This window comes from Aquabacter cavernae (assembly GCF_003993795.1).
Lineage (GTDB): Bacteria > Pseudomonadota > Alphaproteobacteria > Rhizobiales > Xanthobacteraceae > Aquabacter > Aquabacter cavernae.
Window position 1 is genome coordinate 209,540 of record NZ_RWKV01000015.1, and the last position, 25,671, is coordinate 235,210.

The 25,671-nt window shown below is 70.5% G+C and carries 17 protein-coding genes; all 17 read right to left on the reverse strand.

Annotated elements, in window-relative coordinates:
- Positions 1–32 precede the first annotated feature (32 nt).
- The 17 genes from EJJ38_RS14375 to EJJ38_RS14455 all read right to left on the reverse strand — a co-directional run bounded on the left by EJJ38_RS14375 (position 33) and on the right by EJJ38_RS14455 (position 25,655).
- The gene (locus tag EJJ38_RS14375) at positions 33–1,673 is read right to left on the reverse strand and encodes a sensor domain-containing diguanylate cyclase (RefSeq protein ID WP_164738515.1); all 1,641 of its coding nucleotides are present in this window, start codon (positions 1,671–1,673) and stop codon (positions 33–35) included.
- 234 nt (positions 1,674–1,907) lie between these two features.
- Positions 1,908–2,228 carry a thioredoxin gene (gene trxA, locus EJJ38_RS14380; protein WP_127090815.1) on the reverse strand — a complete coding sequence of 107 codons (321 nt, stop codon included), beginning with the start codon at positions 2,226–2,228 and terminating at the stop codon, positions 1,908–1,910.
- Between the two features lie 202 nt (positions 2,229–2,430).
- Positions 2,431–5,934: a double-strand break repair helicase AddA gene (gene addA / locus EJJ38_RS14385; protein WP_164738516.1), complete on the reverse strand. Its 3,504-nt coding sequence runs from the start codon at positions 5,932–5,934 to the stop codon at positions 2,431–2,433.
- Positions 5,931–8,963 (reverse strand): double-strand break repair protein AddB, encoded by a 3,033-nt coding sequence (gene addB, locus EJJ38_RS14390; protein ID WP_127090817.1) that lies wholly within the window; start codon positions 8,961–8,963, stop codon positions 5,931–5,933. Before addB ends, addA begins: the two co-directional genes overlap by 4 nt.
- Before the next feature lie 89 nt (positions 8,964–9,052).
- Positions 9,053–9,754, reverse strand: coding sequence for a nucleotidyltransferase family protein (locus tag EJJ38_RS14395; RefSeq protein WP_127091086.1), 702 nt, complete (start codon positions 9,752–9,754; stop codon positions 9,053–9,055).
- Between the two features lie 14 nt (positions 9,755–9,768).
- A complete protein-coding gene (tsaE, locus tag EJJ38_RS14400) occupies positions 9,769–11,322 on the reverse strand; it encodes a tRNA (adenosine(37)-N6)-threonylcarbamoyltransferase complex ATPase subunit type 1 TsaE (RefSeq protein ID WP_127090818.1) in 1,554 nt (517 codons plus the stop codon).
- Positions 11,319–13,751, reverse strand: a complete 2,433-nt coding sequence (locus tag EJJ38_RS14405) for a sensor histidine kinase (RefSeq protein WP_127090819.1) — start codon at positions 13,749–13,751, stop codon at positions 11,319–11,321. The genes tsaE and EJJ38_RS14405 overlap by 4 nt, the downstream gene beginning before the upstream one ends.
- A gap of 130 nt (positions 13,752–13,881) precedes the next feature.
- A complete protein-coding gene (cysK, locus tag EJJ38_RS14410) occupies positions 13,882–14,844 on the reverse strand; it encodes a cysteine synthase A (RefSeq protein WP_127090820.1) in 963 nt (320 codons plus the stop codon).
- A gap of 47 nt (positions 14,845–14,891) precedes the next feature.
- Entirely contained in the window at positions 14,892–15,332 is a 441-nt protein-coding gene (locus tag EJJ38_RS14415) for an RrF2 family transcriptional regulator (RefSeq protein WP_127090821.1), read from the reverse strand.
- Between the two features lie 10 nt (positions 15,333–15,342).
- Entirely contained in the window at positions 15,343–15,822 is a 480-nt protein-coding gene (dut, locus tag EJJ38_RS14420; protein WP_127090822.1) for a dUTP diphosphatase, read from the reverse strand.
- A 2-nt stretch (positions 15,823–15,824) separates the two neighbouring features.
- A complete protein-coding gene (gene coaBC, locus EJJ38_RS14425; protein ID WP_127090823.1) occupies positions 15,825–17,048 on the reverse strand; it encodes a bifunctional phosphopantothenoylcysteine decarboxylase/phosphopantothenate--cysteine ligase CoaBC in 1,224 nt (407 codons plus the stop codon).
- Between the two features lie 216 nt (positions 17,049–17,264).
- On the reverse strand, positions 17,265–17,705 hold the full coding sequence (locus tag EJJ38_RS14430; protein WP_127090824.1) for a GNAT family N-acetyltransferase: 441 nt from the start codon (positions 17,703–17,705) through the stop codon (positions 17,265–17,267).
- A gap of 24 nt (positions 17,706–17,729) precedes the next feature.
- Entirely contained in the window at positions 17,730–19,295 is a 1,566-nt protein-coding gene (gene ubiB, locus EJJ38_RS14435) for a 2-polyprenylphenol 6-hydroxylase (protein WP_127090825.1), read from the reverse strand.
- Between the two features lie 33 nt (positions 19,296–19,328).
- Positions 19,329–20,099: a bifunctional demethylmenaquinone methyltransferase/2-methoxy-6-polyprenyl-1,4-benzoquinol methylase UbiE gene (ubiE, locus tag EJJ38_RS14440; protein ID WP_127090826.1), complete on the reverse strand. Its 771-nt coding sequence runs from the start codon at positions 20,097–20,099 to the stop codon at positions 19,329–19,331.
- Positions 20,100–20,218: 119 nt separating this feature from the next.
- Positions 20,219–20,422 carry a hypothetical protein gene (locus tag EJJ38_RS14445; RefSeq protein ID WP_127090827.1) on the reverse strand — a complete coding sequence of 68 codons (204 nt, stop codon included), beginning with the start codon at positions 20,420–20,422 and terminating at the stop codon, positions 20,219–20,221.
- A gap of 309 nt (positions 20,423–20,731) precedes the next feature.
- Positions 20,732–24,238: a PAS domain-containing hybrid sensor histidine kinase/response regulator gene (locus EJJ38_RS14450; RefSeq protein ID WP_127090828.1), complete on the reverse strand. Its 3,507-nt coding sequence runs from the start codon at positions 24,236–24,238 to the stop codon at positions 20,732–20,734.
- A 160-nt stretch (positions 24,239–24,398) separates the two neighbouring features.
- Positions 24,399–25,655 carry a M20 family metallo-hydrolase gene (locus EJJ38_RS14455; RefSeq protein ID WP_127090829.1) on the reverse strand — a complete coding sequence of 419 codons (1,257 nt, stop codon included), beginning with the start codon at positions 25,653–25,655 and terminating at the stop codon, positions 24,399–24,401.
- Positions 25,656–25,671: the final 16 nt, after the last annotated feature.

Consider the following 25,671-nt stretch of genomic DNA (forward strand, 5'->3'; position numbering starts at 1 on the left):
AGGCTCCCCGCCACAGGGCGGAGACGGTCGCCTCAGGCGGCGGACGGGCTCTGGGTGGAAACCGCAGGCGGGCTCAGCGGCAGGACCGTGCGGTCGGCGGGCGTCGCGGCGGCGGCGGGAATTTCGTGCCACACCACCGTGTTGCGGCCCTGGGCCTTGGCCTCGTAGAGAGCCTCGTCCGCCTGCCTCACCAGGATATGCGGGTTCTCCCCGCCCGACGGCTCGGCGCTCACGAGGCCGACGCTCACCGTCGCGGAGAGGCGCTGGCCGCTGTCCAGGGTCATGAAACAGCGCTCCACGTCGGAGCGGATGCGCTCGGCGATGTAGCGCGCGCCCTTCAGGTCCGTGTCCGGCAGCAGCACGGCGAACTCCTCGCCGCCGAACCGGGCCGCCACGTCGCCGGGACGGCCGACGGACCGCTGGATCTGGCGGCCCAGCGTGCGCAGCAGCCGGTCGCCGTTCAGATGGCCATAGGTGTCGTTGACCGCCTTGAAGTGGTCCACGTCCACCAGGAGCAGCGCGATGGGCCGCCCTTCGCGCGCCATGCGGCGCACTTCCGAGTCCAGGCGATCATCAAAGGCGCGGCGATTGGGCAGGCCGGTCAGCACGTCCGTGAGGGACATCTTCTTGAGAAGCTCTTCCATCTCCGTGCTGCGCACGAGGCCGCGCTGGAGCCCGCGCACCAGGAAGGCGAGCGCCACGCAGAAGGCGAGGGTGAGCGCGCCGAAGGTCAGCGCCTGACGGTTCCACTCGGCATAGATGTCGGACGTGGCGAGGCCCACGGCCAGGATCAGCGGGAAATCCGCCACGCGCTGATAGACATAGAGGCGCTGGGACCCGTCCAGCAGGCCCTCGTCCACGAACGGATCGGAATAAGCGAGCATGCGGTCGAGAACGCCGCCATGCTGCACCTCCGCGCCCACATTGCCCGCGCCATCCGAGGAGGGTGAGCGCATCAGCACGGTGCCGGTGGTGCTGAGAAGGGTGACGGCGCTGTCCGGGCCGAGACGCACATTGTCCAGCAGCGAGCGGAAATAAGCGAGGCGGACGCCCGCCATGACCATGCCGTTGAAGGAGCCGTCCGCACCGTTCACCCGCCGGCTCATGGCCAGGGTGGGATCGCCGCTGCGATACCGGCTGCGGAAGGGCTGGCTGAGATAGGTGCCCACATCGCGGCGCATGTGGACGAGGAAATAATCCCGGTCGGCCAGGCTGACCGGCGACGGCGCGAGACCGCCCACCTCCAGCACCACCTCGCCCTTGCGCGAGACCACCAGCATGACGTTGAGCAGGTCGGCCGGCACCGAGCGGTCGAACAGGAGCAGGTCGCGCTGGCGCTGGGGCAGGGAATCGAAGTCGCTGCTTTCCAGCACGCTCTGGGCGCCGGCGACGTTCACCTCCACCACTTCCAGGTTCTTGGCGATGGAATCGGAGAGGGTGCGGGCGACGTTCTCGCCGGTATGCAGGGCCCGGCTCCACGCCTCCTGGCGCGCCTGCCACAGCATGAAACCCTGGATGCACAGCACCGCGGCGATGATCAGGCCGGTGAAGACCGGGACATAGGCCCCCTTGACCAGACGCCGGGACACCGCGCTCTGCCCGCTGAGCATGCGCATGGTGGGCACCGAAAGGTCCCCCCAGGCGTCCCGCACGTCGTCATTCGCCGCCGACATATTCCCGGCCCCTCGCCCCCGAGCGCAGATGCTTAGAATACGAGACAGCAAAGGCTTGCGCCGGGCTGGTGCCGACGTTGAAACGAGCGGCGGCGCCCCTGCGGGCGCCGTTTCGCCAGGATCGATCATCGCGGCGCGGCCCCTCGGCACGCTTGGCGGAAACGGTTCACACTTGCCCCCCGGCAATGAAAAGAGGCGGGCCCCTGCCCGCCTCCGTCAGATCGGCTTATCGCCTCAGATCGACCCGTTGATCCATTGGACGAGCTTCGCCTTGGGTGCCGCGCCGACCTGGCGCGAGGCGATCTTTCCGTCCTTGAACAGGAGCAGCGTGGGAATGGACATGATGCCGTACTTGGACGCCGTCTCCGGATTCTCGTCCACGTTCAGCTTCACGATCTTGATCTTGTCGCCCAGCTCGCCCGAAACCTCGTCGAGGATGGGCGCCACCATGCGGCACGGGCCGCACCATTCGGCCCAGAAATCGACCACAACCGGAGCGCCCGACTTCAGGACATCCTGGTCGAAGGACTGATCGGACACTTTTTCAACAGACATGGGACACCTCTTGGGCGAACGCAAAAAACGCTCCCCACAAATTAGGAACCCCCTCCCCTATGCGTCAAGGCGCAGTCGCGACCTCGTGACCCGCATCAAGGCAGTGGGCCGACTTCGCTCCACCCGAGCCCGCCACCGCTCCCTTGCATCGCAAGAAAACAGGCCGCGGCTTCGCCCGATCCCCTGAACCTGGGATTACCGATCACAGGGACCCGCCCCGATCGGCAGCCTCAGCCTCGCGCGACGCAGCCGCAAGGCGCGACGCCGGGATCTCATGAATTGCCGGGCCCCTCGTATATACCAAAATCGCCTCGATGCTGAGTCCTGAAAACGCGCGACGCAGCGCCGCCGCGTAAAGGCCGAGCTGGAGTTCGTAGACCCGCGACACGGCATCGCCGGACGCCGAGGGCACGCGGTCGGTCTTGAAATCCGCGATCACGAGGCGGTCCGGCAGGCGGACGATGCGGTCCATGCGCCCGGCAACTTCCACCGCGCGCCCGTCCTCCGTCCGCCAGGCACCCGTCACGGGCACTTCCGCGCGGCTCCCGGCGCCGAACAGATGGGCCAGCGCCCTATGGCCGATCACGCCCATCGCCTCTCCGAGAAGGGCCTGCTCCAGATCACCCGGCAAGCCGGGCGCCGCCTGGCGCAGAAGGCGAAGGCCCGCCGCCTCCCGCTCGGCCACGGGGAGGTCCGGCAAGCCGGCAAGGAGCCGGTGAATCAGATCGCCCCGGACAGAGGGAGGCAGATCGGCAGCCGGAAGGCTGGTGCGCGCCCCGGCCCCGGCCGTCCCACCCGCATGGGAGGCGCGCGAGGGACGAAGGCGCAGCCGGGGAGCGGGCACGTCCAGCGCGCCCAGCGGCAAAGCCTGCGGCGGCGCGACCGTGAGGGCCGCAAGCCGGGTGGAGCTGGGAGCGAACGCCTCCGCCCGGCGCCAGCGCAGCACCGGCCCCTCCGCATAGCCCGCCTGCACCTCCACGGCCTCGCGGGCCAAGGCGTCGCGCACCAGATCGTACCAGCAGCCCTCGGCCCGGGCATGGGGCTTGTCCGCGCCCGGCAGGCGCGTCTCGGCGCCGCACACCAGGATGGCGTCTTCCGCGCGGGTGAGGGCCACATAGAGCAGGCGCCGATATTCCTCCGCCTCGCGGGCGGCCGAGACCGCGCGCGCCTCCGCCATGGCGGGGGGATCCTCTTCCTTGCGGCTTGCCAGCACCGGCACCAGCGTCCCGTCCGCATCGGCCACGCCCATGAGGCCGCCGGGCAAACGCGGGCGCGGCGCGTCCACAGTGTCCGCCAGGATCACGATGGGCGCCTCCAGCCCCTTGGCGCCGTGCACCGTCATGACGCGCACCTCGTCGCGGCCGCTTTCCATGTCGCGCTTGGTCTCAGCGCCGCCCCGGCGCAGGAAGGCGAGAAAGCCCGGCAGGCTCGCCGGCTCGCTGCTCTCATAGGCACGGGCGAGCGCCATGAACTCGTCCAGCACGTCGCCCGCCTCCGGGCCGAGCCGCGCCAGCATGGCCCGCCGCCCGCCATCGCGGCCGAGCACGCGGGCGTAGAAGTCGAACGGGCGCAACGCGCGCGCCTCCGCCTCCCAACGCTCCAGCCTGTCCGCCATCTCACTGAACCTGGGTTCGCCACGCAGCACGGCGCGCAGCCGCCTGTCCCGATTGGGGCAGAGGTCCAGGAGATCGTCGTCCGTCAGCCCGAACAGGGGGCTCTTGAGCACGGCGGCGAGGGCGAGGTCGTCGTCGGGCGAGAGCAGCGCGTCGCCCAAGGCCATGAGGTCGAGGGCGGCGATATGATCCGCCACCACCAGCCGATCGGCGCCCGCCACTTCCACACCGCTCGCCCCCTTCAGCGCGCGGATGACCGCCTCGAACAGCTTGCCGCGACGGCGCACCAGCACCATCACGTCCCGCGCCTGCATGGGCCGCCCGCCGCGCGAGGGAATGGCGAGGCGCTCGCGGATGCCCCATTGCACGAAGGCGGCGATGCGCCGGGCGAGGATGTTCACCGGGTCATCCACCGGCACCTCGTCCAGCGGACGGCGCCAGTCATCCGTCTTGGGCCGGGGCGCGGGCGTGACGGTGGGCCAGATCTCGATGAGGGCGGGCGCATCCGCCCGGATGGCCGCATGGGGCGGCGGCGCACCTTCGGCAACGAGCCCCGCATGGGCCTCGGCGCTGGCGAACACCTTGTCCACCGCCTCCAGCACGCCGGGGGCGGAGCGGAAGGAATGGGGCAGGCTCACATCGCGGAACGCCTCGCGCCCCGCCGCGCGGGCGACCTTGCCGTGCATGGCGCCGAAGGCGCGCGGGTCCGCCCCCTGGAAGGAGAAGATGGACTGCTTCTCATCGCCCACCACGAACAGGGTGCGCGAGAGCGTGCCGCGCGCGCCCTCCCCGGCGAAGAAATCGGAGATCAGGCCCTGGACCACCTCCCACTGGGCGGGGCTGGTGTCCTGCGCCTCGTCCACCAGCACATGGTCGATGCCCCGGTCGAGCTTGAGATGCACGAAGGAGGCGGGCACCCGGTCCAGCAGCCCGGCGGTGCGGGCGATGAGGTCGTCAAAATCCAGCAGGCCGCGTTCCGCCTTGGCCGCCTCGTAGCGGGCGGCGCACAAGCCCGCGAGGGTCAATGCCGCCTCGCTCCGCTCCAGGATCACGCAGGCCCGCAGCCGCTCCACGAGATCAGCCACATGGGCCTTCTCGTCATCGAGCCGTTCGGCCATGTCCGGCGCGCGGGCCCGCACCGGCTTGGTCACGAAGCGCGCGGCGCTGCGCGGCTGGCCCTTGTCCGTGAGGAAGACGGAGAGATAGGCGGCGAGGGCCGCGCGCGGATCATCAACCGTGTTCGCCTCGGCCAAGGCAGTGCCGAGATCCTGATCGCTTTGCGAACCGGAAAGCAGAAGTGTCGCCGCCTGCCCCCAGAGGGCGCGCGGCAGGGGGCCGCCCGCCAGGATACGCGCCTCGACGGACGCGCGGTCCTCCCCGGCGTCCAGCCCCAGCACCCGCGCGAGACGGGCGCGCATTCCCGCCGCGTCATCCGCCAAGGGCAGGATGTCCGCGCGCATGGCCACCGCCGCCTCCAGCAAGGCGTCGAGCCCCGCATCGCTGCGCTCCTCCATGAGGCGGGACAAAGCGCGGCCGAGCGGGCTGCGGGGCGCCTGCGCCGCCTCCACCACGAGATCGGCGCGGATCCGGGCCATGAGGTCGAGACGCCCGGCCTCGTCCAGTTCCCGGAAGCCCGCCGCCACGCCCGCCTCGAAGGGGAAACGGTGCAGCAGCCCGCCGCAGAAGGCGTGGATGGTCTGGATTTTCAGGCCGCCCGGCGTTTCCAGGGCGGCGGCGAACAGGCGGCGCGCCCGTTCCCGCGCCGTGCGGTCCGGTGGATTGCCCTCCATGCGCGCCAGCTCGGCATCGAGCGCGGCATCGTCCAGCGCCACCCAGCGGCCGAGGATGGAGAGCACGCGGTTGGCCATGTTGGCCGCCGCCGCCTTGGTATAGGTCAGGCACAGGATGCGCCCCGGCGGCGTGCCCGCCAGCATGAGGCGGATGACACGCTGCGCCAGGACATGGGTCTTGCCCGAGCCCGCATTGGCGGACACCCAGGCCGAGCTGCCCGGCGCGGACGCCTCGCCCTGCCGACGGGACGCCTCGGCGAGCGGCCCCGTGGGCAGGCCGCCGCTTGTTACGGCCCCGCTCATGCGCCCTCCTCCCCGTCCGCCCCGAGGCTCCATTCCTTCACGCGGGCGAGATGGTCATAGGGACCGAAGCGGCCGCGCCATTGGGGGGCGGCGAGCGCACGATAGCCCTGCGCGGGATCATCGAAGGCGGCGAGAAGCTCCACCAGCTTGCCCAGCACCTCATCGGAAACGGCGGCGGCGGTCATGCCCCGGCCGATGGCGGGTTTCTCGCGCCCCGGCTCCGCGCCGCCGCGCAGTTCCACATGGAAGAAGTCGGCCACCTCGGCGGCGGGAACATCCTTGAACGCGCCGCGCGCCGCCATGGCCGCCTCCAGCGGCAATTGGGGCGACAGCGCCCGCACCTGCGCGGCCGAAGGCGCAGTGCCGGTCTTGTAGTCGAGGACGGCGAGGCGTCCGTCGCGCTGGAGGTCGATGCGATCCGCCTTGCCGGTGAGGCGGAACGGGCCTCCGGGCAAGGGGAGTTCCAGCGACCCGCCCACTTCCGCCGCGATGCGCCGCAGGCTGGGGCGGCGGCGGCGCTCAAATTCGATGAACCAGCCCGCCACCCGCTCGAACCGGGCCCACCACAAGGCATGCTCGGCGGGAAAAACCGCGAGGCGCGCGAAGGATTCGCGCCCGAGCGCCAACAGCTTCTCCAGAGGCTCGGCGGGCAGCGCCTCGGGATATTGGGCGGCGAACCGGCCCAGCGCGTCGTGCAGCGCCGTCCCGCGCTCCGCGCCGCCGGGCAGCGCGTCCAGCGGGTCGAGCGGCTGCAGGCCCAGCACATGGCGCGCGAAGATGGAATAGGGATCGCGCAACAGGGTCTCGATCTCGGTGACTGAGAGCCGGCGCGGGCGCAGCGCGAGGGGCGGCGCGGGCGCGGGCTGCACCACGCGCGGCACCGGCTCCGCACGGTCGAGCGCCGCAGCGGCGGCACGCCATGTCTCGCCCCGTGCGCGCGCCGCCTCCCAGCGCGCGGCTCCGGCCACGGTCTTGAAGCGCTGGAGGAAGCGGGAAGGCACGCTCTGCGCCCCCTCGGTCTTGCCCGCATAGGTCAGGAACAGGTCCGGCACGCCCGCCGCCTGGGCGAAGTCGTGGGCGGACAGGCCCACCCGGCGCTCCGGCAGATCGAGCCCGAGCGCCGCGCGCATGGGGCGCGACAGCCAGGGGTCGGAGCGCGTCTGCGGCGGCCAGCTCCCCTCCACGAGGCCCCCCAGCACCACCCGGTCCAGCGCCACGAGGCGCGCCTCCAGGGGGCCGAGGATGCGGATGGGCAGCGCATCCGCCGTCGCCGGGCGCACCATCTCGCCGGAGAGGAGCGGCGCCGCCATGTCGGCATAATCCTTCAGGTCCAAAGCCGGGCCGTGCTCGGCGCCTCCGGCGATGTCGTCCAGCACAAGCGAGAGGGCTGCCCAGGCCGGATCGTCATCCTCGCCGTCCAGGGGCCGCGCCACCGCCTCCATGGCGGCCCGATGGCCCGCGACGCGCGCGGTGAGGGGCACCGTCCCGCTCTCCAGGGGTGCCAGCGCCGCCTCCAGACGGTCCACCAGATCCCGCGCCTGGCCGATGGCGTCCGCATCCAGCACCCGGCGCGGATCGAGGCGGTGCAGGGCGTCGGGATCGAAGGCGGCAATGGCCTCCTTAAGCCCGGCAATGCCGCGCCGGGGGCGCGGGCCGCGCAGGGCAATCAATTCCAGCGCCGCCACCGCCGCGCGCTTGTCCGCCGCCTCCAGGCCGAACGCGGCGAGCGGGTGGCTCAGCAGAGCGAACAGCGGCACGGGCGCGAACCCGTCCGCCGCCGCATGCACCACCAGCCGCGCGAGCCGCCCCGCCCCGGTCTCGGACAAGGGCTCGCCGGCGGAATCGTCGATAGAGACGCCGAACCGCGCCAGTTCGGCGGTGACGCGGCGCGCCAGATCCCGGTCCGGCGTGATGAGCGCGGCGCGCATCCCGGCATGGTCCAGGCTCTCACGTAGCACCAGCGCGATGCACAAGGCTTCGTCGCGGGCGTCCGCCGCCTCGATCAGCGTGACGCCTGCAAGTGCCGCGTCCTGCGCGGCAGGGGGCAGGCGCTCGGAGAGGTTCGCCCAGAGATGGCTCGTGCGGGCCTGCCGCATGGCTTCGCCGAGGAGCCGGACACGGGGCGAGGCGGGCGCACCGAGGCTCACCACATCGCGTCGCTCCGCGCCCATGGTGCCGAGCAGATGGGCGAGATTGTACTGGGGATGGTCGGGTGCCCCATCCTCCGCATCCGTGAGGGCAGCGAAGGCCGCATCCTCCATGGAGAGGTCCAGCCCCGGCAGCACCACCGCCCCCAAAGGCAACCGCGCCACCGCGCCGAGCAGGCGCGCGGTCGCCGGGAGCGAGCCGGTGGAGCCCGCCGCGATCACCGGCCCCGCGCGCGGGCCGAGCGCGGCAAGGCGCGCTGCCTCCGCCGCCACAAGGGCGTCGCGCCGCATCGCCGCCTCCACGAGGCCGTGCGCCTCCAGATGGTCGCTCCAGGCGGCGCGGGCGATGCGCACGAAGGCCAAGCTCCGGTCGAAATAGGCGTCGTGCTCTTCGAGATCGAGCGTATCGAGGCGATCCCACGGGATGCCGCCCATGGCCATCTGGTCGAACAAGGCGGCCAGTTCGTCCGCCAGCGCCACGATGGAGGCAGGCCCCGCCGCAACGGCCTCCTGACCCTCCACCCGCGCCATGGTCTCGCGCCAGTGGGCCACGAGGGCGGTGAGCGCGATGCGCCGGTGCACGGGCGACACCGCCACGGGCGCGGACAAGGGCGCGGCGAGGTCGGAGAAGGCCAGGGCGTCCTCGTCCACATCGCCCAGCGGGATGATGCGCGGCAGCAGCACGGCGCTTTCCCCGGTGGCCGCCAGCAGCGTTTCGGCGAACAGGCGGCCCGCGCGGCGGGTGGGCAGATAGAGGGTGGCGGAGGCGAGCGCGAAGGGATCGCCGCGCGGCGCGAAGCCGGGCACCAGCGTGCCGTCCAGCAGCGCCTGCGCCAATGCCGGAAGGAAGGGCGTGGAGGGGGCGATGGTGAACAGGTGCATCACGGCCTCCTCCGGCACGGAGCGCAGGCTCCGAATGCATCATAAGGGAGGATGGCCTGGCTCATGCGTCCACCCTCCCGGCCGGACCGTCAGTCGCTGGACTGGCGGATGGCCGTCTCCGCGTCATGGATCGCGTCCGGCGTGCCCACGTGCATCCACACGCCTTCGAGGCGCAGGCCATAGAGCCGCCCCGCCTCGGCGGCGCGGTCGAAGATGAGATTGAGGGAGAAGGGTCCCTCCGGCGTGTCGTTGAACAGTTCGGGCGAGAAGATGCCCGCGCCCGCATAGACGAAGGGCGAGACCAGCCGCTCCGGGCGCCGCGAGAGGCGCCCGTCGCCGTCCATGAGGAAATCCCCGGTGCCGTCATAGCCCACCGACAAGGCGGTGGCGGCCACCAGCAGCAGGCAATCCATGGTGGCGGGGTCGAAACGCTCCATCAGCCGCGTGAGATTGTGCCGGTAGCCCTCGATCCAGATGGTGTCCGAATTGATGGCGACAAACGGCCCATCGCCCAGCAGCGGCAGCGCCTTGCGGGTGCCCCCGCCGGTCTCCAGCAGGCGGGCGCGCTCGTCGGAGAGATGGATGCGCGGCGCTCCCGTGCGGGCGCGCGCATGCCCCTCCAGCAGGTCGGCATGGTGATGGACATTGACCACCGCGTCCGTGACGCCGGCCTCGCCGAGGCGGTCCAGCACATGGTCGATGAGCGCGCGGCCCTCCACCTCCACCAGGGGCTTGGGCCGTGTGTCGGTCAGGGGGCGCATGCGGGTTCCGAGGCCCGCGGACAGCACCATGGCCTTCTGGATGCTCACGACTGGAAGTCCTTCGCTGGCAGGACCGCCTCATACCACATGCGCAGCGATCCCAGCTCCGGATGCCCGAGGCAGCGGGTGAGGTAGCGGCGGATGCGCGGGAGGTGGCGCAGATAATGGGGCTTTCCGTCCCGCTGGTTCAGGCGGGCGAAGATGCCGAGGATCTTGGTGGCGCGCTGGGCGCCCATGAGCGCGTAGAGATGGGCGAAGCCGCGCGCATCGAAGGTGGGGTCCGCGCCGCGCCGGTGGCGCACATACTGGCCCACCAGATGCAGTTCGAGGCTCTCGGGGATGTCGAGCCGGGCATCCTGCGCCAGCGAGGCGACGTCATAGGCCGCCGGGCCCATGACCGCGTCCTGATAATCGATGAGCCCCACCCGCGAGAGGCCCTCGCGCCCCTCCAGCCAGATGAGGTTGGGGGAGTGATAGTCGCGCAGCACCCAGGTCTGCGGCTCGCCCTGGAGCGGACCCAGCGCGTTGCGCCACAAAAGCAGGAACTCTTCCCGCACCACCTGGTCGATGGCGACCTGGCGGAACGGCAGGTACCAGTCGAGCATCAGCTCCACCTCGATGAGGAGAGCGTCCATGTCATAGGCGGGCAGTTCATGGTCGATGCCGGGGGCGACGGGAAGGAGGCTTGGCAGGCGGCGGGCATGAAGCGCCGCAAGCACCTCGACCGACGCCTCGTAGCGCGCCCTGATAGGCTCGGGTGGTGACCCTTCGATGACGCCCTCCCCGCCGAAATCCTCCAGGATCAGGAGACCCCGGTCGAGATCGGAGGCATAGATGTCCGGCGCGGAGAAGCCCTGGGCGCGCAGCCCCTCCCCCACCGCCACGAAGGCGCGCACATCCTCGGCCAGATGGGCGAGGCGGCTATAGGGCAGGCCGCGCTTCACGGGCGGGCCGTCCGGGCGGCGCGGCGCGTTCATGAGCACCGCCGAACGCTCCGGCAGGACAAGGCGGGCATAGGAGCGGCTGGAGGCATCCCCCTGCATGTACAGCCGCTCGGCGGCGCCGAAGCCGCTGGCCACGATCAGTTGCTCGGCCGCGTAAAACCGCTCCAGGCGCTCGGTGAAGCCGCCGCGCCCCACCAGATAGGCCCGGCGCGCGCCGGGGCCGATCTCGGGCGCCAGTTCCAGGATGATGTCGAGCCGCGTCTCGGGAAGCTGCTCGGGCGCCCGCTCGGGCCATTCCACCACAAGAATGGCGTCCTCGATGGCCTCGTCCCAGCCGATCTCCTCCAGCTCCTCCGGGTCTTCCACCCGGTAGAGGTCCGCATGCACCACCCGCCCGCGCGGCAGGTCATAGGGCAGGAGAAGCGAAAAGGTGGGGCTCGGCACCTCGGCCGCCTCGTCGCAGGCCAAGGCGCGGATGAGGGCGCGGGCGAACTCCGTCTTCCCCGCGCCGAGGTCACCGGAGAGCGCGATCACGTCGCCCGATGCCAGCCAGGGCGTCAGCGCGCCGGCCAGAAGACGGGTTGCGGCAAGGTCCGTCAGCGCCAGCTCGTACACGCCGGGATGATCGGGATGGGGGGAAAGGCCGAGACTCATTCCGCCGCCTCCCGGCGCAAGGGCGCCTCAGGGGGAAAGATGCACACCGCGATGGCGCCGCCGCCCGGCGTGGAGGCCAGGGTCACCGAGCCGCCGTGAAGTTCCATGAAGGAGCGCACGATGGACAGGCCGAGCCCGACCCCGGGGCGCGCCCGGCCGGCGGGGCGCGCCTCGAAGCGCTGGAACAGCGTCTCGGCGATCTCCGGGGCGACGCCCGGCCCCTGGTCGCGCACCGTGAGGACCACGATCTCCGCGCGCCGCTCGGCGCCGATGGTGACCGTGCTGCCCTTGGGCGAAACCGCCACGGCGTTGGAGATGAGGTTGAACAGGATCTGGCGCACCCGCCTGGCATCGGCGACGAAGCGGCCCATGTCGGGGGGCGAGGCGATCACCAGGGCGACGCCCGCTTCCTGAAGCAGGTCGCGCACCGCGTCCGCCACGCCCTCCAGCGTCTCGCGCACGTCCAGTTCGCCCAGGTCCAGCCCCATGGCGCCCGCATCGATGGTGGCGAGGTCCAGAATGTCGTCGATGAGCGCGCGCAGCGTGTCGGAGGACTGGCGCACATGGGAGAGGAACTCGTCCTGCTTCTGCGTGAGGACGCCGAAGGCCGGTTCTCCCAGCATGTGGGCATAGCCGATGAGCGAGTTGAGCGGCGTGCGCAGGTGATAGGAGACATGGCCGACAAAGGCGTTCTTCAGCGCGTCCGCCGCCTCCAGCGCCTCGTTGCGCTCGATGAGGGCGCGCTCCACCTTCACGCTGTCGGTCACGTCGCGGAAGGTCACCATGGTGCCCCCGTCGGGCAAGGGCTGGGCGGCCCCGTCCAGAACGCGCCCGTCCGCCCGCTCCAGCCGCAGCGTCTCGCCGCGCCGGTGCTCGATGGCGGTGACAACGGCGCGGATGCGGGCCCAGGCGCGGGTCTCCCCATGCAGGGGGCGGCACATGGCGGCAACCGCGTCGATATGCGGCTTGTCGCCCAGCGCCTGCGCGGTCAGCGACCACAAGGCGAGGAAGGCCTGGTTATAGAGGCGCAGGCGCCCGTCCGAGCCGAACACCGCCACCGCTTCCGCCAGCCCGTCCAGGGTCTCGCCCTGGATGCGGATGAGGCTGTTATAGCGGCTCTCCAGCGCCACATGCTCGGACACATCCTCGAACAGATAGGTGACGCCGCCCTCGGCATTGGGGGTCGCCACCGTGCGCAGCATCTGCCCGCCGGGCAGGTGCCACCAGTCATGCACCGGCTCCACCGCCCGGTAGGCCTCGCGCAGATGCTCGCGCCAGGCCCGGAAATCCGCCTGCTCGGGCACCCGGCGCTGGGTGCGCAGCCATTCCAGGATCTCGCTTTCGGTGGGCCGGGCGTCCAGGAAGGCCACGTCGAGGCCGAACAGGGTCTCATAGGCGGCATTGTGGAACATGAGGCGCTCGTCGGCGCCGAACATCACCACCGCCGTCGCCAACTGGTCCAGCGTGCGCCGGTGGGCGGAGACGGTGCGCTCGATCTCCCGGCGCAGCGCCTCTTCCTCGGTCACGTCCAGGGCAAGGCCCGCCCCGCCGGCCTCGAACACGTCCAGCACCCGGCGCTGACCGCCCGCCACCACGCGGGCCCGGGCGCGGAAGACGCCCCCTTCCCCGCGCGCACGGGCGGCGGCCTCGCGGGTCGCCTCGTCCAGAAGCTCGATGCGCCGCTCCACTACCTCGGCGGGAGAGGTCGCGCCCACCGCCGCCGCGAAGGCGGGATTGGCGCCCGTCAGCATGCCGGCATCGTCGCGCGCCCAGGCGGCCTGGGGCAGCGCCGCCAGGAGCCCCACCGCCGCCGGGGCGGCAAGGGCGCCATCGCCCGCGGCGGAGCGGACGCGCCGCACGCTCAGGAGGCGACAGTCTCCCGCCGCACGCCCGTCCAGCGTCAGCCGGTCGCCGCCGGAGGCGGACAAATCCATATGAAAGCCCTCGCCCGTCTCCTTCAGGCGCGCCAACGGCGCTGCGAGGGCGGCGGTCGCGTCCGGGCCGAGCCATGTGGACAGATCGGGCACGCCGTCCTCACCCAGCGGAGCGGCAAGGGCCGAGCCGAACGGATGGGGCGCGTCCGTCGATGTCCAGAGAATGCCGCCCTCGGCCTCGCCCGCGGCGAGGGTGCGCAAGCCGTAAAGCTCGGCGCGGGCACCGGCCAGGGCACGCAGTGTCTCCGCTTCCGTCTTGCGGGCGGCGCGGCCCTTGACCGAATACAGACCCACGAGGGTGAGGGCGGCGGCGCAGGCGCCGAGCGCGAGCGCGCCCAGAAGGCCCTCTTCCACGCGGAGATTGCCGAACGGAAAGGCTTCGGCGGCCGAGCTGCCGGCCAGCAGGGCCACGGCGGCACCGGCGGTGCGAAGCCGGGCGGTGCTCCGGTTCCGGTCCGCCTTGCGCGCGCCCATATGGTCGAATCCCTGCCCCATGAAGCGCCGCCCGCCGCGATTGCCCGGACGCCGCCCGAATCATTGTGACTTTAGTGCCTCAATATGCCGGATTGAATCAAATCCGACGCGCGTGCCGGGCGAACCCGGCACGCCAGCGGGAAGCGACCGCTCAGAGCCCCTCGAACAGGGCCGTGGAGAGATAGCGCTCGGCGAAGGAGGGCACGATGACCACGATGGTCTTGCCCGCCATCTCGCTGCGCGCGCCGATCTCCAGCGCCGCAGCCACCGCCGCGCCCGAGGAGATGCCGCCGGGAATGCCCTCATAGCGCGCCATGGCGCGGGCGGTGTCGAAGGCGGTCTGGTTGCCCACCTGCATCACCTCGTCGAGGATCGAGCGGTCGAGCACCTCCGGCACGAAGCCGGCGCCGATGCCCTGGATCTTGTGCGGGCCGGGCGCGCCGCCGGACAGGACCGAGCTGTCCTCCGGCTCCACCGCCACCATCCACAGGCCGGGCTTGCGCGGCTTCAGCACCTGGCCGATGCCGGTGATGGTGCCGCCCGTGCCGACGCCGGCGACCACCACGTCCACCGCGCCCTTCGTGTCGTTCCAGATCTCCTCCGCCGTGGTGCGGCGGTGAATTGCGGGGTTCGCCTTGTTCTTGAACTGCTGCGGCATGACCGCCCGGGGCAGCTCACGCAGCAATTCCTCGGCGCGGGCGACGGCGCCCTTCATGCCGAGGGCGGCGGGGGTGAGCATCAGCTCCGCGCCCAGCAGCGCCAGCATCTTGCGGCGCTCCACCGACATGGATTCCGGCATGACGAGGATGAGGCGCAGGCCGCGCGCCGCCGCCACGAAAGCCAGCGCGATGCCGGTATTGCCGGAGGTGGGCTCCACCAGAACCGTGTCCGGGTGCAGCACGCCCGCCTCTTCCATGGCTTCCACCATGGCGACGCCGATGCGGTCCTTCACGCTGGCGATGGGATTGAAGAATTCGAGCTTGGCCAGGATGGTGGCCTTGGAATCGCGCAACTGCGGCAGGCGCTGAAGGCGCACCAGGGGGGTATCGCCGATGGTTTCGGTGATGGACTCATAGATCCGGCCCCGGCCGGGCTTGTTCTCGGTGTCCGCCATGGTGGGCGCTCCCTTATGGTTCTGGGGATCGGGCGTCGTCGCGCCCGTCAGATGGTGAAGTCGATCCGGTCGTGTTCCAGACCGTGCCCCCTTGTGTCCGCCGCGCGGCACAGGTCTTCCAGGGTCACGGTGTCGAGAGCGCGGTCGAAAGTCTCCTCGGCGGCGGCCACGGCCGGGCGGACCACTTCCGCCACCAGCGGCGGCAGGATGATGTCCGCTTCCTCGTCGGCGCCTTCCACCACGCGGACGATCTCCGCCACCGTCACACGGCGGCGCTCGCGCGCAAGCTCATAGCCGCCGCGCGGTCCCCGCACCCCCTTCAGCACGCCCGCATGCACCAGGGCCTGGAGCACCGGCTCCAGCCGGCGGGGCGGAAGATTGTGGCGGGCCGCCAGCGCCTTGGCCGCCACCGGTGTACCCCGGGCATGGACGGCCACATCGACGACGGCGGCAATGGCGAGAAGGCTTTTGTCCGATAAACGCGGCATATGTCTGTGACTATTCTGGATTGGCCGCGCCGTGCAGACCCGTGGAACCAAATCCACCGACGCCGCGTGCAGTTTCTCCCAATTTTCCGTTTTCCACCAGCTTTATTCGCGTGACGGGGGCCACCACCAATTGGGCCACGCGCATGCCCCGGCTGATCTCGAAGGGGGCCGCGCCATGGTTGACGAGGATCACCTTCACCTCGCCGCGATAGTCCGCATCCACCGTTCCCGGCGCATTCAGAACCGTGACGCCGGACTTCAACGCCAATCCCGAGCGAGGCCGCACCTGGCCCTCATAGCCCTCGGGCAATGCCAGAGCGAGGCCGGTGGGCACCGCCGCCCACGCGCCCGGCGCCAGCACCAGCGGCGCATCGGCGGGCACGGCGGCCATCAGGTCCAGCCCCGCCGCCGCCGCGGTGGCATAAGCGGGCAAGGGCAAATCGGCGCCGTGGGGCAAACGCTCCACGGCCACGGGCAGATCACTCGCCATCGTCACGCTCCTCCACCCTTGCCCGCCAGATCCCCGGCGATGCGCGCCACGAGGCGACGCGCCACCTCGGTCTTGGTGGCGGAGGGCCAATCCTCCACCCCGTCCTCGCTCACGAGATGCACGGTGTTCACATCGCCCCCCATCACGCCCGTGGCGGGGGAGACATCGTTGGCGACGATCCAGTCGCAGCCCTTGCGCGCGCGCTTGGCGCGGGCATTGGGCACCACATTCTGCGTTTCCGCCGCGAACCCCACCACGAGGCGCGGGCGCAAGGTGGAATGGCGCGAGACCAGGGCGAGGATGTCCGGATTTTCCACCAAGGCGAGTGCCGGCACGCTTTGCCCGGCCTGTTTCTTGATTTTCTGGTCCGCCTCGCTCGCCACCCGCCAGTCGGCCACGGCGGCGGCGAACACGGCCGCGTCCACCGGAAGGTTCTCCTCCACGGCCGCCAGCATCTCGCGGGCGCTTTCCACATGCAGGACCTTCACGCCGCGCGGGTCGGGCAGGTCCACGGGGCCCGCCACCAGCACAACTTCAGCTCCCGCAGCCGCTGCTGCGGCGGCGATGGCGTGGCCCTGCTTGCCGGACGAGCGGTTGGCGATATAGCGGACGGGATCGATGGGCTCATGGGTCGGCCCGGACGTGATGAGGATGCGGCGCCCCTTCAGAAGCGCGATGTCCTCGCCGAAGCGGGCCTCGATGGCGGCGAGGATCTCCATGGGCTCGGCCATACGGCCTTCGCCAAACTCGCCCCGCTCGGCCATGGCGCCGGAATTGGGACCGACGAACCCGACCCCATCCTCCTTGAGCCGCGCGGCATTGCGACGGGTGGCGGGGTGGGACCACATGCGCGGGTTCATGGCGGGCGCCATCAGCACCGGCTTGTCGGTGGCCAGCAGCGCGGTGGAGGCCAGATCGTCTGCGAAGCCATTGGCGGCCTTGGCCATGAGATCGGCAGTGGCGGGCGCCACCACGATGAGATCCGCTTCCCGCGAGAGTTGGATATGGCCGATATCGTGCTCGGCGGTGAGGTCGAACAGGTCGCCGAACACCCGCTCGCCGGAGAGCGCGCCCACCGAGAGGGGCGTCACGAACTGCTTGGCCGCCTCGGTGAGGATGACCCGCACCGTGGCGCCGCGCTCCTTGAGGCGACGGATGAGGTCCAGGCACTTATAGGCGGCGATGCCACCGCCGATGACGAGCAGAATGCGCCTCTCGTGAAGCATGGACCTTCTCTCCCAGCGGGTCGCCGGTTGGATAGCAGGATTTCACGGGGAAGGCATGGGGGGTCCGGTTCCTGGGAAGACCCTTCCTCCTCCCCACCCCTCCCCCGCAAGCGGGAGAGGGAGCGAGGAACCCTCGCAACGGATAAAGCCCTCTCCCGCTTGCGGGGGAGGGTTGGGAGGGGGAAACGGACAGCGGCCAAGCGCGCGCCGTTTTCCCTACAACCGAATGAGATACCGCACGAAATCGTCCGCGGGAGTGAACAGGTCATAGAGCACGCGCGCCGGATTGTCGGTCCGCGTGTGCCAGTAGAGACGCGACCAGCCCGCCGCGCGGCCGAGCGCGAGAAGATCCTCGACCAGAGCCCGCCCGATGCCGAGCCCCCGGCAGTCCGGGGCCACGAACAGGTCTTCCAGATAGCAGATGGGCGCTTCCACCCAGGTGCCATCATGAAGGATGGAGATGGAGAAGCCGACCGCCCGCCCGCCCCGTTCCGCCACCCGGCCGATCATGGGCGCGGCCGGGTCCAGCATCCGCGCGAAGGTGCGCGCGGTGACAGTGGGAGACACCTGCGTCTCATAGAAGGCGCAATAGCCCGCCCAGAGATCGCGCCACGCCGCCTCGTCCTCCGGGACGACACCGCGCACCTGAACGCCCATCCCCGCCTCCGATCCCGGATGCCGCTACTTCAAGGCCAGCAGCAGCAGGGCCACGGCGATCACCCAGAGCGCCGCATTGCCCCAGAAGGCGCGCCGCGCCTCGGCCTGGCCGATTCCCTCCAAGGTGGAGGGCGAGAGCTTGAGCCCGTCGCGGGTCGCCTCGTCCAGTTGCGTCACCACCCGGCCCGCGCGCGTCAGCAGGCCCGGCACGTCGGACACGAAATGCCCGACTTCGCCCAGGCCCGCCCCCGCCTCCTGCAGGCGGCCCACCGGGCCGAGATTGCGGGCGATCCAGTCCTCCACCACGGGCGCCGCCGTGGTCCACATATTGAGCTGCGGGTCCAGCGAGCGGGCGACGCCCTCCACCACCACCATGGTTTTCTGGAGCAGCAGCAGTTCGGGCCGCGTCTTCATGTCGAACAGGGCGGTCACCTCCAGCAGAAGCGAGAGGAGCTTGGCCATGGAGATCTGCTCGGCGCTGCGCGAATGGATCGGCTCGCCGATGGCGCGGATGGCGAGGGAGAAGTCCTCCACCGAATGATGCATGGGCACGTAGCCCGCATCGAAATGCACCTGCGCGGTGCGCCGCCAGTTGCGGGTGATGAAGCCGTAGAGGATTTCCGCCAGGAAGCGCCGCTCCGCCAAGCCGAGCCGACCCATGATGCCGCAATCCACCACGACGAGGCGGCCCTGGGCGTCCACGAACAGATTGCCCGGGTGCATGTCCGCGTGGAAGAAGCCGTCGCGCATGGCTTGGCGCAGGAAGGACTGCATGACGATGCGCGCCAGCGCCTTCGTGTCATGGCCCGCCGCCTCCAGCGCCGCCCGGTCAGACAGCTTGATGCCGTCGATCCATTCGGTGGTCAGCACTTCGCGGCCGGAACGGTCCCAGTCCACGCTCGGGACGTAAGTCTCCACGTCCGCCTGCGTGTTCTCCTTCAGCTCCGCATAGGCGGCGGCCTCCAGGCGCAGGTCCATTTCCATGGTGACGGAGCGCGCCAGCGTATCCACCACCGCCTCCAGGCGCAGGCGGCGCGCCTCGGGGAACATCTTCTCGGCAAAGGCGGCGACGCGGCGGAAGCTCGCCATGTCGGAGGTGAAACGCTGGGTGATATCGGGCCGCAGCACCTTCACGGCGACGAGCCGCGTGCCCTCGGGATCGCGCACATGGGCCTGATGGACCTCCGCGATGGAGGCGGCGGCAACCGCCGGGCCGAAATAGGAGAAGGCCTCGGAGAGCGGCCGGTCGAGCGTGTCCGCCACGGTCTTTTCCGCCACCTCCTGCCCGAAGGGGGGCATGCGGTCCTGCAACACCTCCAGGTCACGGGCGACGGAAGCGCCCACCACGTCCGGCCGGGTGGCGAGGAACTGGCCGAGCTTGATGTAGGAGGGGCCGAGCCGCCCCAGCGCCGCAGACAGGCGGGCGGCCCGTGTGCCGGCATCCGGCCGGGCAATCAGCCGGGCGATGCGCAGCAAAGGGCGCGCCGGTGGCGGGGCGGCGGTGGGAGACACGAGGCTGAGCACCCCCTCGCGGGCCAGCACATAGCCGGCGCGGACAAGGCGGGCGAAGTCGGCAACAAGCAGGATCACGCGAAACGTCCGTAAAACGCGCCCAAGGCGCCGTCAGATGCGATAGCCGGAATGCAGCGCCACCACGTTCCCGGTCATGGACGTGAAGGACACGCGGCCGAACCCGGCCTCGCGCATCAGGCGCGCGAACGCCTCCGGGGCGGGAAAGCGGCGGATGGATTCCACCAGATACTGATAGGGCTCCCCATCCCCCGCCACGCGGCGGCCCAGCTCCGGAATGACCTTGAAGGAATAGGCCTCGTAGAGCTTGTCGAGGAAGGGCAGGTCAACCTGGGAGAATTCCAGCACCAGCACCCGGCCGCCGGGCTTCAGCACCCGGCGCATCTCCTTGAGCGCGAGGGGGATGCGCGGCACGTTGCGGATGCCGAAGGCGATTGTGGCCACGTCGAAGCTGCAATCGGCGAAGGGCAGGTCCTCGGCATTGGCCTCGGCAAACTCCACGCGCTCGTCCAGGCCCGCCTTGCGCGCCCGCTCGCGCCCCACCGCCAGCATCTCCAAATTGATGTCCGCCACCACGGAGCGGGTTCCAGGCCCGCCGGCGCGCACCACGCGGAACGCCACGTCGCCGGTGCCGCCGGCCAGATCCAGGTGCCGGAAGGCGCGATCGGTCTGGGGCGGGCGAACCTTGGAAACCAGCGCGTCCTTCCACACCCGGTGCATGCCGGCCGACATGAGGTCGTTCATGATGTCGTAGCGACGGGCCACCTTGTGGAACACGTCGTCCACCAACCCCTGCTTCTCGGTGAGGGGAACGGTGCGATAGCCGAAATGGGTGTCCGGCGTATCGTTGAGATCCTGAGGCATCGCGGCTCCGTTCGGCAATCCGGCGGGACCTTACCGGATCGCGCGGGGCCGCGCCATGCGGCCTGTCCCCAGGCCCCTCCCCCTCTGACTTGGCCTTGGCCTCTGACTTGGCCTCGCCCTCAGCCGTTGCGGCTGCGGGCGCGGGTGCTCTTCACCCGGTCCAACTGCTCCAGGGGCAGAAGCTCCAGTTCCACATAGCCCTGCGCATCGCGGGACCGGCGACGCGGCGGAAGGCTACCGCCCGCAGACCCCAAGGTCTTGTCGCGGCGCGCTTGGATTTCCTTCCGCATCGGAAACACCGGAACATTGATCGTGAATGTCATGTCGGTCTCCGATATGGTTAATGAAGTGTTTACGTAACTCAGACGCCTCACCCGGAGCGATTTACTTCTCAATCACAGAAGAAAGCGCAAACGCTCCGAAATCGGACACGCGGAGGCTCGCGGCAGATCGGGGCGATTATTTGGCGCGTATGGGGACGAACCGGGATTATCCCGCGACTCAAGCGGGGCCGGACACATTCGGCCTCACCAGATCGTCACATTCTATCGCAAGACACTGATAAAAAACGATATTCTGAAAATTACAAAGCGTTGCGGACACGCTTCTCCCGCGCCTGCGCCTGTGGATTTTTATTCGGCAGCGGGGCGGGACAGCCGCCGCTGGGCAAGCAGGGCCCGCAGCGCGGCGGGCTTCAGCGGCTTGTGGAGAATTTCCATGTCCGCGGCACGGGCGGCATCGCGCACCTTTCGCGTGCGATCCGCCGTGATGAGCACCGCAGGCAGCGCGCCCAGTTTCCAGCGCAGGCCCGCCACCGCCTCGATGCCGTGGCCCGCATCCAGGTGATAATCGGCGAGGATCACGTCCGGCTTGAGCTTGGAGGCCCGCACCTCCCGCATGGCGCTGACCGGATCCTGGGCCTTGATGACCCGGCAGCCCCAGCCGGTGAGCAGCATTTCCATGCCGTCGAGGATCGCCGCCTCATTGTCGATGGCGAGGATGACAAGCCCCTCCAGCGGCGCCGAGGGAATGCCCCCGCCCGCCGGCAGGGCGGCGGCCTCGGGCAGGGCCACGGCGACGGGAAGCTCCACGGTGAAGCTCGACCCCTTGCCCAGCGCGGAGCGGATGGTGACGGGGTGCTCCAGCACGCGCGCGATGCGCTCCACGATGGACAGGCCGAGGCCGAGCCCCCGCGCCTCCCGGGCGCCCTGGTCCAGGCGCTGGAACTCCTGGAACACCAGCTTGTGCTTGGAGCGGGGAATGCCCATGCCGGTGTCCAGAACCTCCACCCGCAGCTTGCCCCGCCGCCGCCGGCAACCCACCAGGACCCGGCCGGACGGGGTGTATTTGATGGCGTTGGAGATGAGGTTCTGCAGCAGGCGGCGCAGCAGGCGGCGGTCGGACCGCACCGCCAGCGCGCACGGAACGAAGGTCAGCTCCAGCTTCTTTTCCGCCGCCAGGGGGGAAAACTCCATTTCGAGCTGCTTGAGGACATCATTGATGCGGAACGGCGCGAACTCGGGGCGCAACACCCCGCCGTCCAGCCGGGAAATGTCCAGCAGCGCGGACAGGATTTCCTCCACCGCCTCAAGGGAGGAATCGATGTTGGTGGCGAGCCGCGCCTGCTCGGAGGCCTGGGACCGCTCCACGAGGCTCGTCACATAGAGCCGGGCGGCGTTGAGCGGCTGGAGAATGTCGTGGCTCGCCGCCGCCAGGAAGCGCGTCTTGGAGATGTTGGCCTCATCCGCCGCCGAGCGGGCGCGCTCCAGGGCCTGGTTGAGCCGCTCCAGTTCGTCGGTGCGCTCGCGCACGCGGCGCTCCAGGGTCTCGTTGGCCCGCTCCAGCGCCATTTCGGCATCCACAGAGGCCGAAATGTCCGTGAAGGTCACGACGATGCCGCCATCCGGCAGGGGATCGGAGCGGGCCTCGATGGTGGAGGCCTCGTGGCGCAGCCGCTCCTGGCAGCCGGGATCGCCGCTGGCATAGCGGGCGAGGCGGGCGTTGAAGTCGGCGGGGCCGTCCTCCGGCTCGGCCTGGGCTCCGCGCAGGATCTCCTCCAGCGGCACGCCCACCGCATAGCATTCCGGCGGCAGGTCCAGCATCTCGCCGAACCGGCGGTTCCAGCACACGAGGTGAAGCTCGCGGTCGAACACCGCGATGCCCTGCCCCACATGGTCGATGGCGGTCTGGAGCAGTTCGCGATTGTACAGGATGGCGGCGGAGGCATCGTCCAGCAGGCGCAGCGCCGCCTTGGTGGACACCGTGCGCTTGCGCAGCAGCAGGGACAGGACGAGGCGCGAGGAGGCTGCCCCGATGGCCGAGGCCAGCAGATGCTCCGCATAGCGCACAAGCTGCGCATCCGCCTCGTGGCGCGGGTCCGGCCGCAGGCCCCGGTCGGCGGCGAAGGCGGCGAAGGCGGAACGGGCGCGCTGGTCGCCCAGATAGCGGGCGACGGTGGTGATCAGCTCCTCCACCGTCACCGCCGAACGCCAGCGGCCGAACGGCGGACGGGGCGCCACCGCCGTGGCGGGAATGAACAGCCCCGCCTGCACCTGCTCGATGGATGAGGGACGGGTCAGCAGCGACACCACCACCAGCAGAATCGTGTTGAGCCCCAGGCTCCAGGCGACGCCATGGGCAAGCTGCCCGGCGGCGAGGCCGAACAGATGGCCCGGCCGCAGCAGCGCGATGCCGAACGGCCCCTGCTCCACGATATGGACGGGCACCAGCCCGGCATCGGCCAAAGTGGGCAGAAGCAGCGTGTAGGCCCACACCAATATGCCCACCAATATGCCCGTGATGGCGCCCCGCGCCGTCGCACGCCGCCACATGAGGCCAGCGGCGAAGGCCGGGCCCACCTGGGCGATGGCGGCGAAGGAGAGCAGGCCGATCTGGGCAAGCTGCACGTCGCCCGTGGTGCGGTAATAGAGATAGGTGAGGAACAGGATGAAGAAGATGGCCGCGCGCCGCACGAACAGCAGCACGCCCGCCATGTCGTGCGGGCGCTGGTAATTCTCGCCCCGCGCCGCCCGTCGCCGCAGGATGATGGGCATGACCAGATCGTTGGAGATCATGATGGCGAGCGCCACCGTTTCCACGATCACCATGGCGGTGGCGGCGGAGAGGCCGCCCACAAAGGCCAGCAACGCCAGGTGCTCCGCGCCCGCCACCAGCGGCACCGCCAGCACGAACACGTCGCGGTCCACGGTCTGGAGCGGGAACATCACCATGCCCGCCAGCGCCACCGGCACCACGAACAGGTTGATGAGCACCAGATAGAGCGGGAACAGCCAGCGGGCCCGGCGGATCTCCGCCTCGCCCCGGTTCTCCACGACCGCCACATGGAACTGGCGCGGCAGCAGCAGGAAGGCGCCCGCCGAGAGCACCGTCATGGTCACCCAGTTTTCCAACGACACGCCGCGCTCGAACGGGGCGATGACGCCGGTCTGCTGCGCCGCCTCCAGCAGCGGGCCGAAGCCGTCGAACAGCAGGAAGGTGACGAAGAAGCCCACCGCCAGGAAGGTGACGAGCTTGACGATGGATTCGGTGGCCACCGCCAGCATCAGCCCTTCCTGGTGCTCGGTGGCGTCCGTGTGGCGGGTGCCGAACAGCACCGCGAAGGCGGCCATGGCGAAGGCCACGAACAAGGCGAGGTCCGCGCCGATGGAGCCGGGCAGCGGGTCCGAGCCCAGATGCCCCATCACAGCCAGCAGCGAGGAGGAGACGGCTTTGAGCTGGAGCGAGATGTAGGGAATGGAGCCGACGATGGCGACCACCGTCACCAGCGCCGCGATGCCCTGGTGCTTGCCGTAGCGGGAGGCGAGGAAGTCGGCGATGGAGGTGATGTTGTGCGCCTTGGCGAGCTGCACGATGCGCATGAGCAGCGGCGTCGCCGCGCCGATCACCAGGATCGGGCCGAGATAGATGGTGAGGAAGTCGAAGCCCTGGGTGGTGGCAAGGCCCACCGAGCCGAAGAAGGTCCAGGAGGTGCAGTAGACGGCCAGCGACAGGGAATAGATGAGCGGGCGCGGCGCGCCTGCGCGCGCGCTCTTGCGCGCCCGCCCTCCGAAGCTCGCCACCGCGAACAGGAAGCCGATATAGGCAAGCGCGACGGAGATGACGAACCCGGCTTGCAGCATGTCCCTTCACGCCCCGCGCCGGGAGGGTCGGCGCGCTTTCCGGCAAAGTGACACAACCGGGAGCGGAGTCCAGCGAGGCGGATACGGCGTCCCCGGTTCCGGCCCCATGCCGAGCGGGCCGGACCCATAACCCGTAGAACCCGCACCGAAGGCTACAGCTTCACGCCCCGAGCCCCAGCAGGAAGGCATGAAGCGTGCGCGCGGCGAGCCCGATATCGGCCGCCTCCGCCGCCTCGCGGGGATTGTGGCTGCCGTTGCGCGAGCGCACGAACAGCATGGCCATGGGCATGATGCCCCGGAACACCATGGCATCATGCCCCGCCCCCGAAGCCAGGGACGGCGCGTCCAGGCCGAGCGTCGCCGCCGCCGCTTCCAGGCGCGCGCGCAAGTCGGGATCACAGGGCGTCGCCGGGGCGTCATGCCCCCAGACGATCTCGGCCGCGACGCCCCGGCGCGCGGCGATGGCGGTGATGGCGTCGGAGATATCCGTCACCGCCGCCTTGCGCACGCCGTCATCGGAGGCCCGGACATCCAGCGAAAAGCGCACCTCACCGGGCACCACATTCACCGCCGACCCCGGTACTTCCAGCAGGCCCACCGTCGCCACGAGGCTTTCCGGCGCCACGTCGCGCCCGCCCCGCGCCTCCACGGCCAGCACCATCTCGGCCGCCGCCGTCAGCGCGTCCTGCCGCAGGACCATGGGCAGCGTGCCCGAATGGCCCGCCTGCCCCCGCACCACCACACGGGCGCGGGAGGCCCCGGCAATGCCGGTGACGATACCCAGCGGCGCGCCGCATTCCTCCAGGACCGGCCCCTGCTCGATATGCACTTCCACATAGCCGAGCGTGCGCGCCGGATCGCGGGCGAGGCCGGAAATGGCCTCCACCGGCGCGCCGAACGCCTCCAGCGCCGCGCGCCGCGTGATGCCCGATGCGTCCGGCTCGTCGAGGCACGCCGGATCGAACGTGCCGGCCAGCGCGCGGGACGAACTGAGCGTGGAGAGAAAGCGCACGCCCTCCTCGTCGGCGAAGGCGACCACCTCCACCGCGACGGGCAGGCGGCGACCCGAGCGGTTCAGCGCCTCCACGGCGGCAAGCGCGACGAGCACGCCCAGATTGCCGTCATAGATGCCGGCATTGCGGACCGTGTCGATGTGCGAGCCGAGGATCAACGTGGGCGCATCCGCCCGATCGGCCGCGTAGCGGCCCACCACGGAGCCGGTCCCGTCCAGATGGACGCCCTCCAGGCCCGCCGCGCGGAACCAGTCCGCCACCTGCCCCGCCGCCGCCTTGTGGGACGGGGACAAAGAAAGCCGCGTCATCTGGCCGGGCACGTCCGTGAAGGCGGCAAGGGCGTGCAGGCGCGCGTCGATGACGGCGCCGTCCAGCGGGTCGGCCGCAGCGTCCGGTTGGCTCATGGGGCGACCTGCCTTT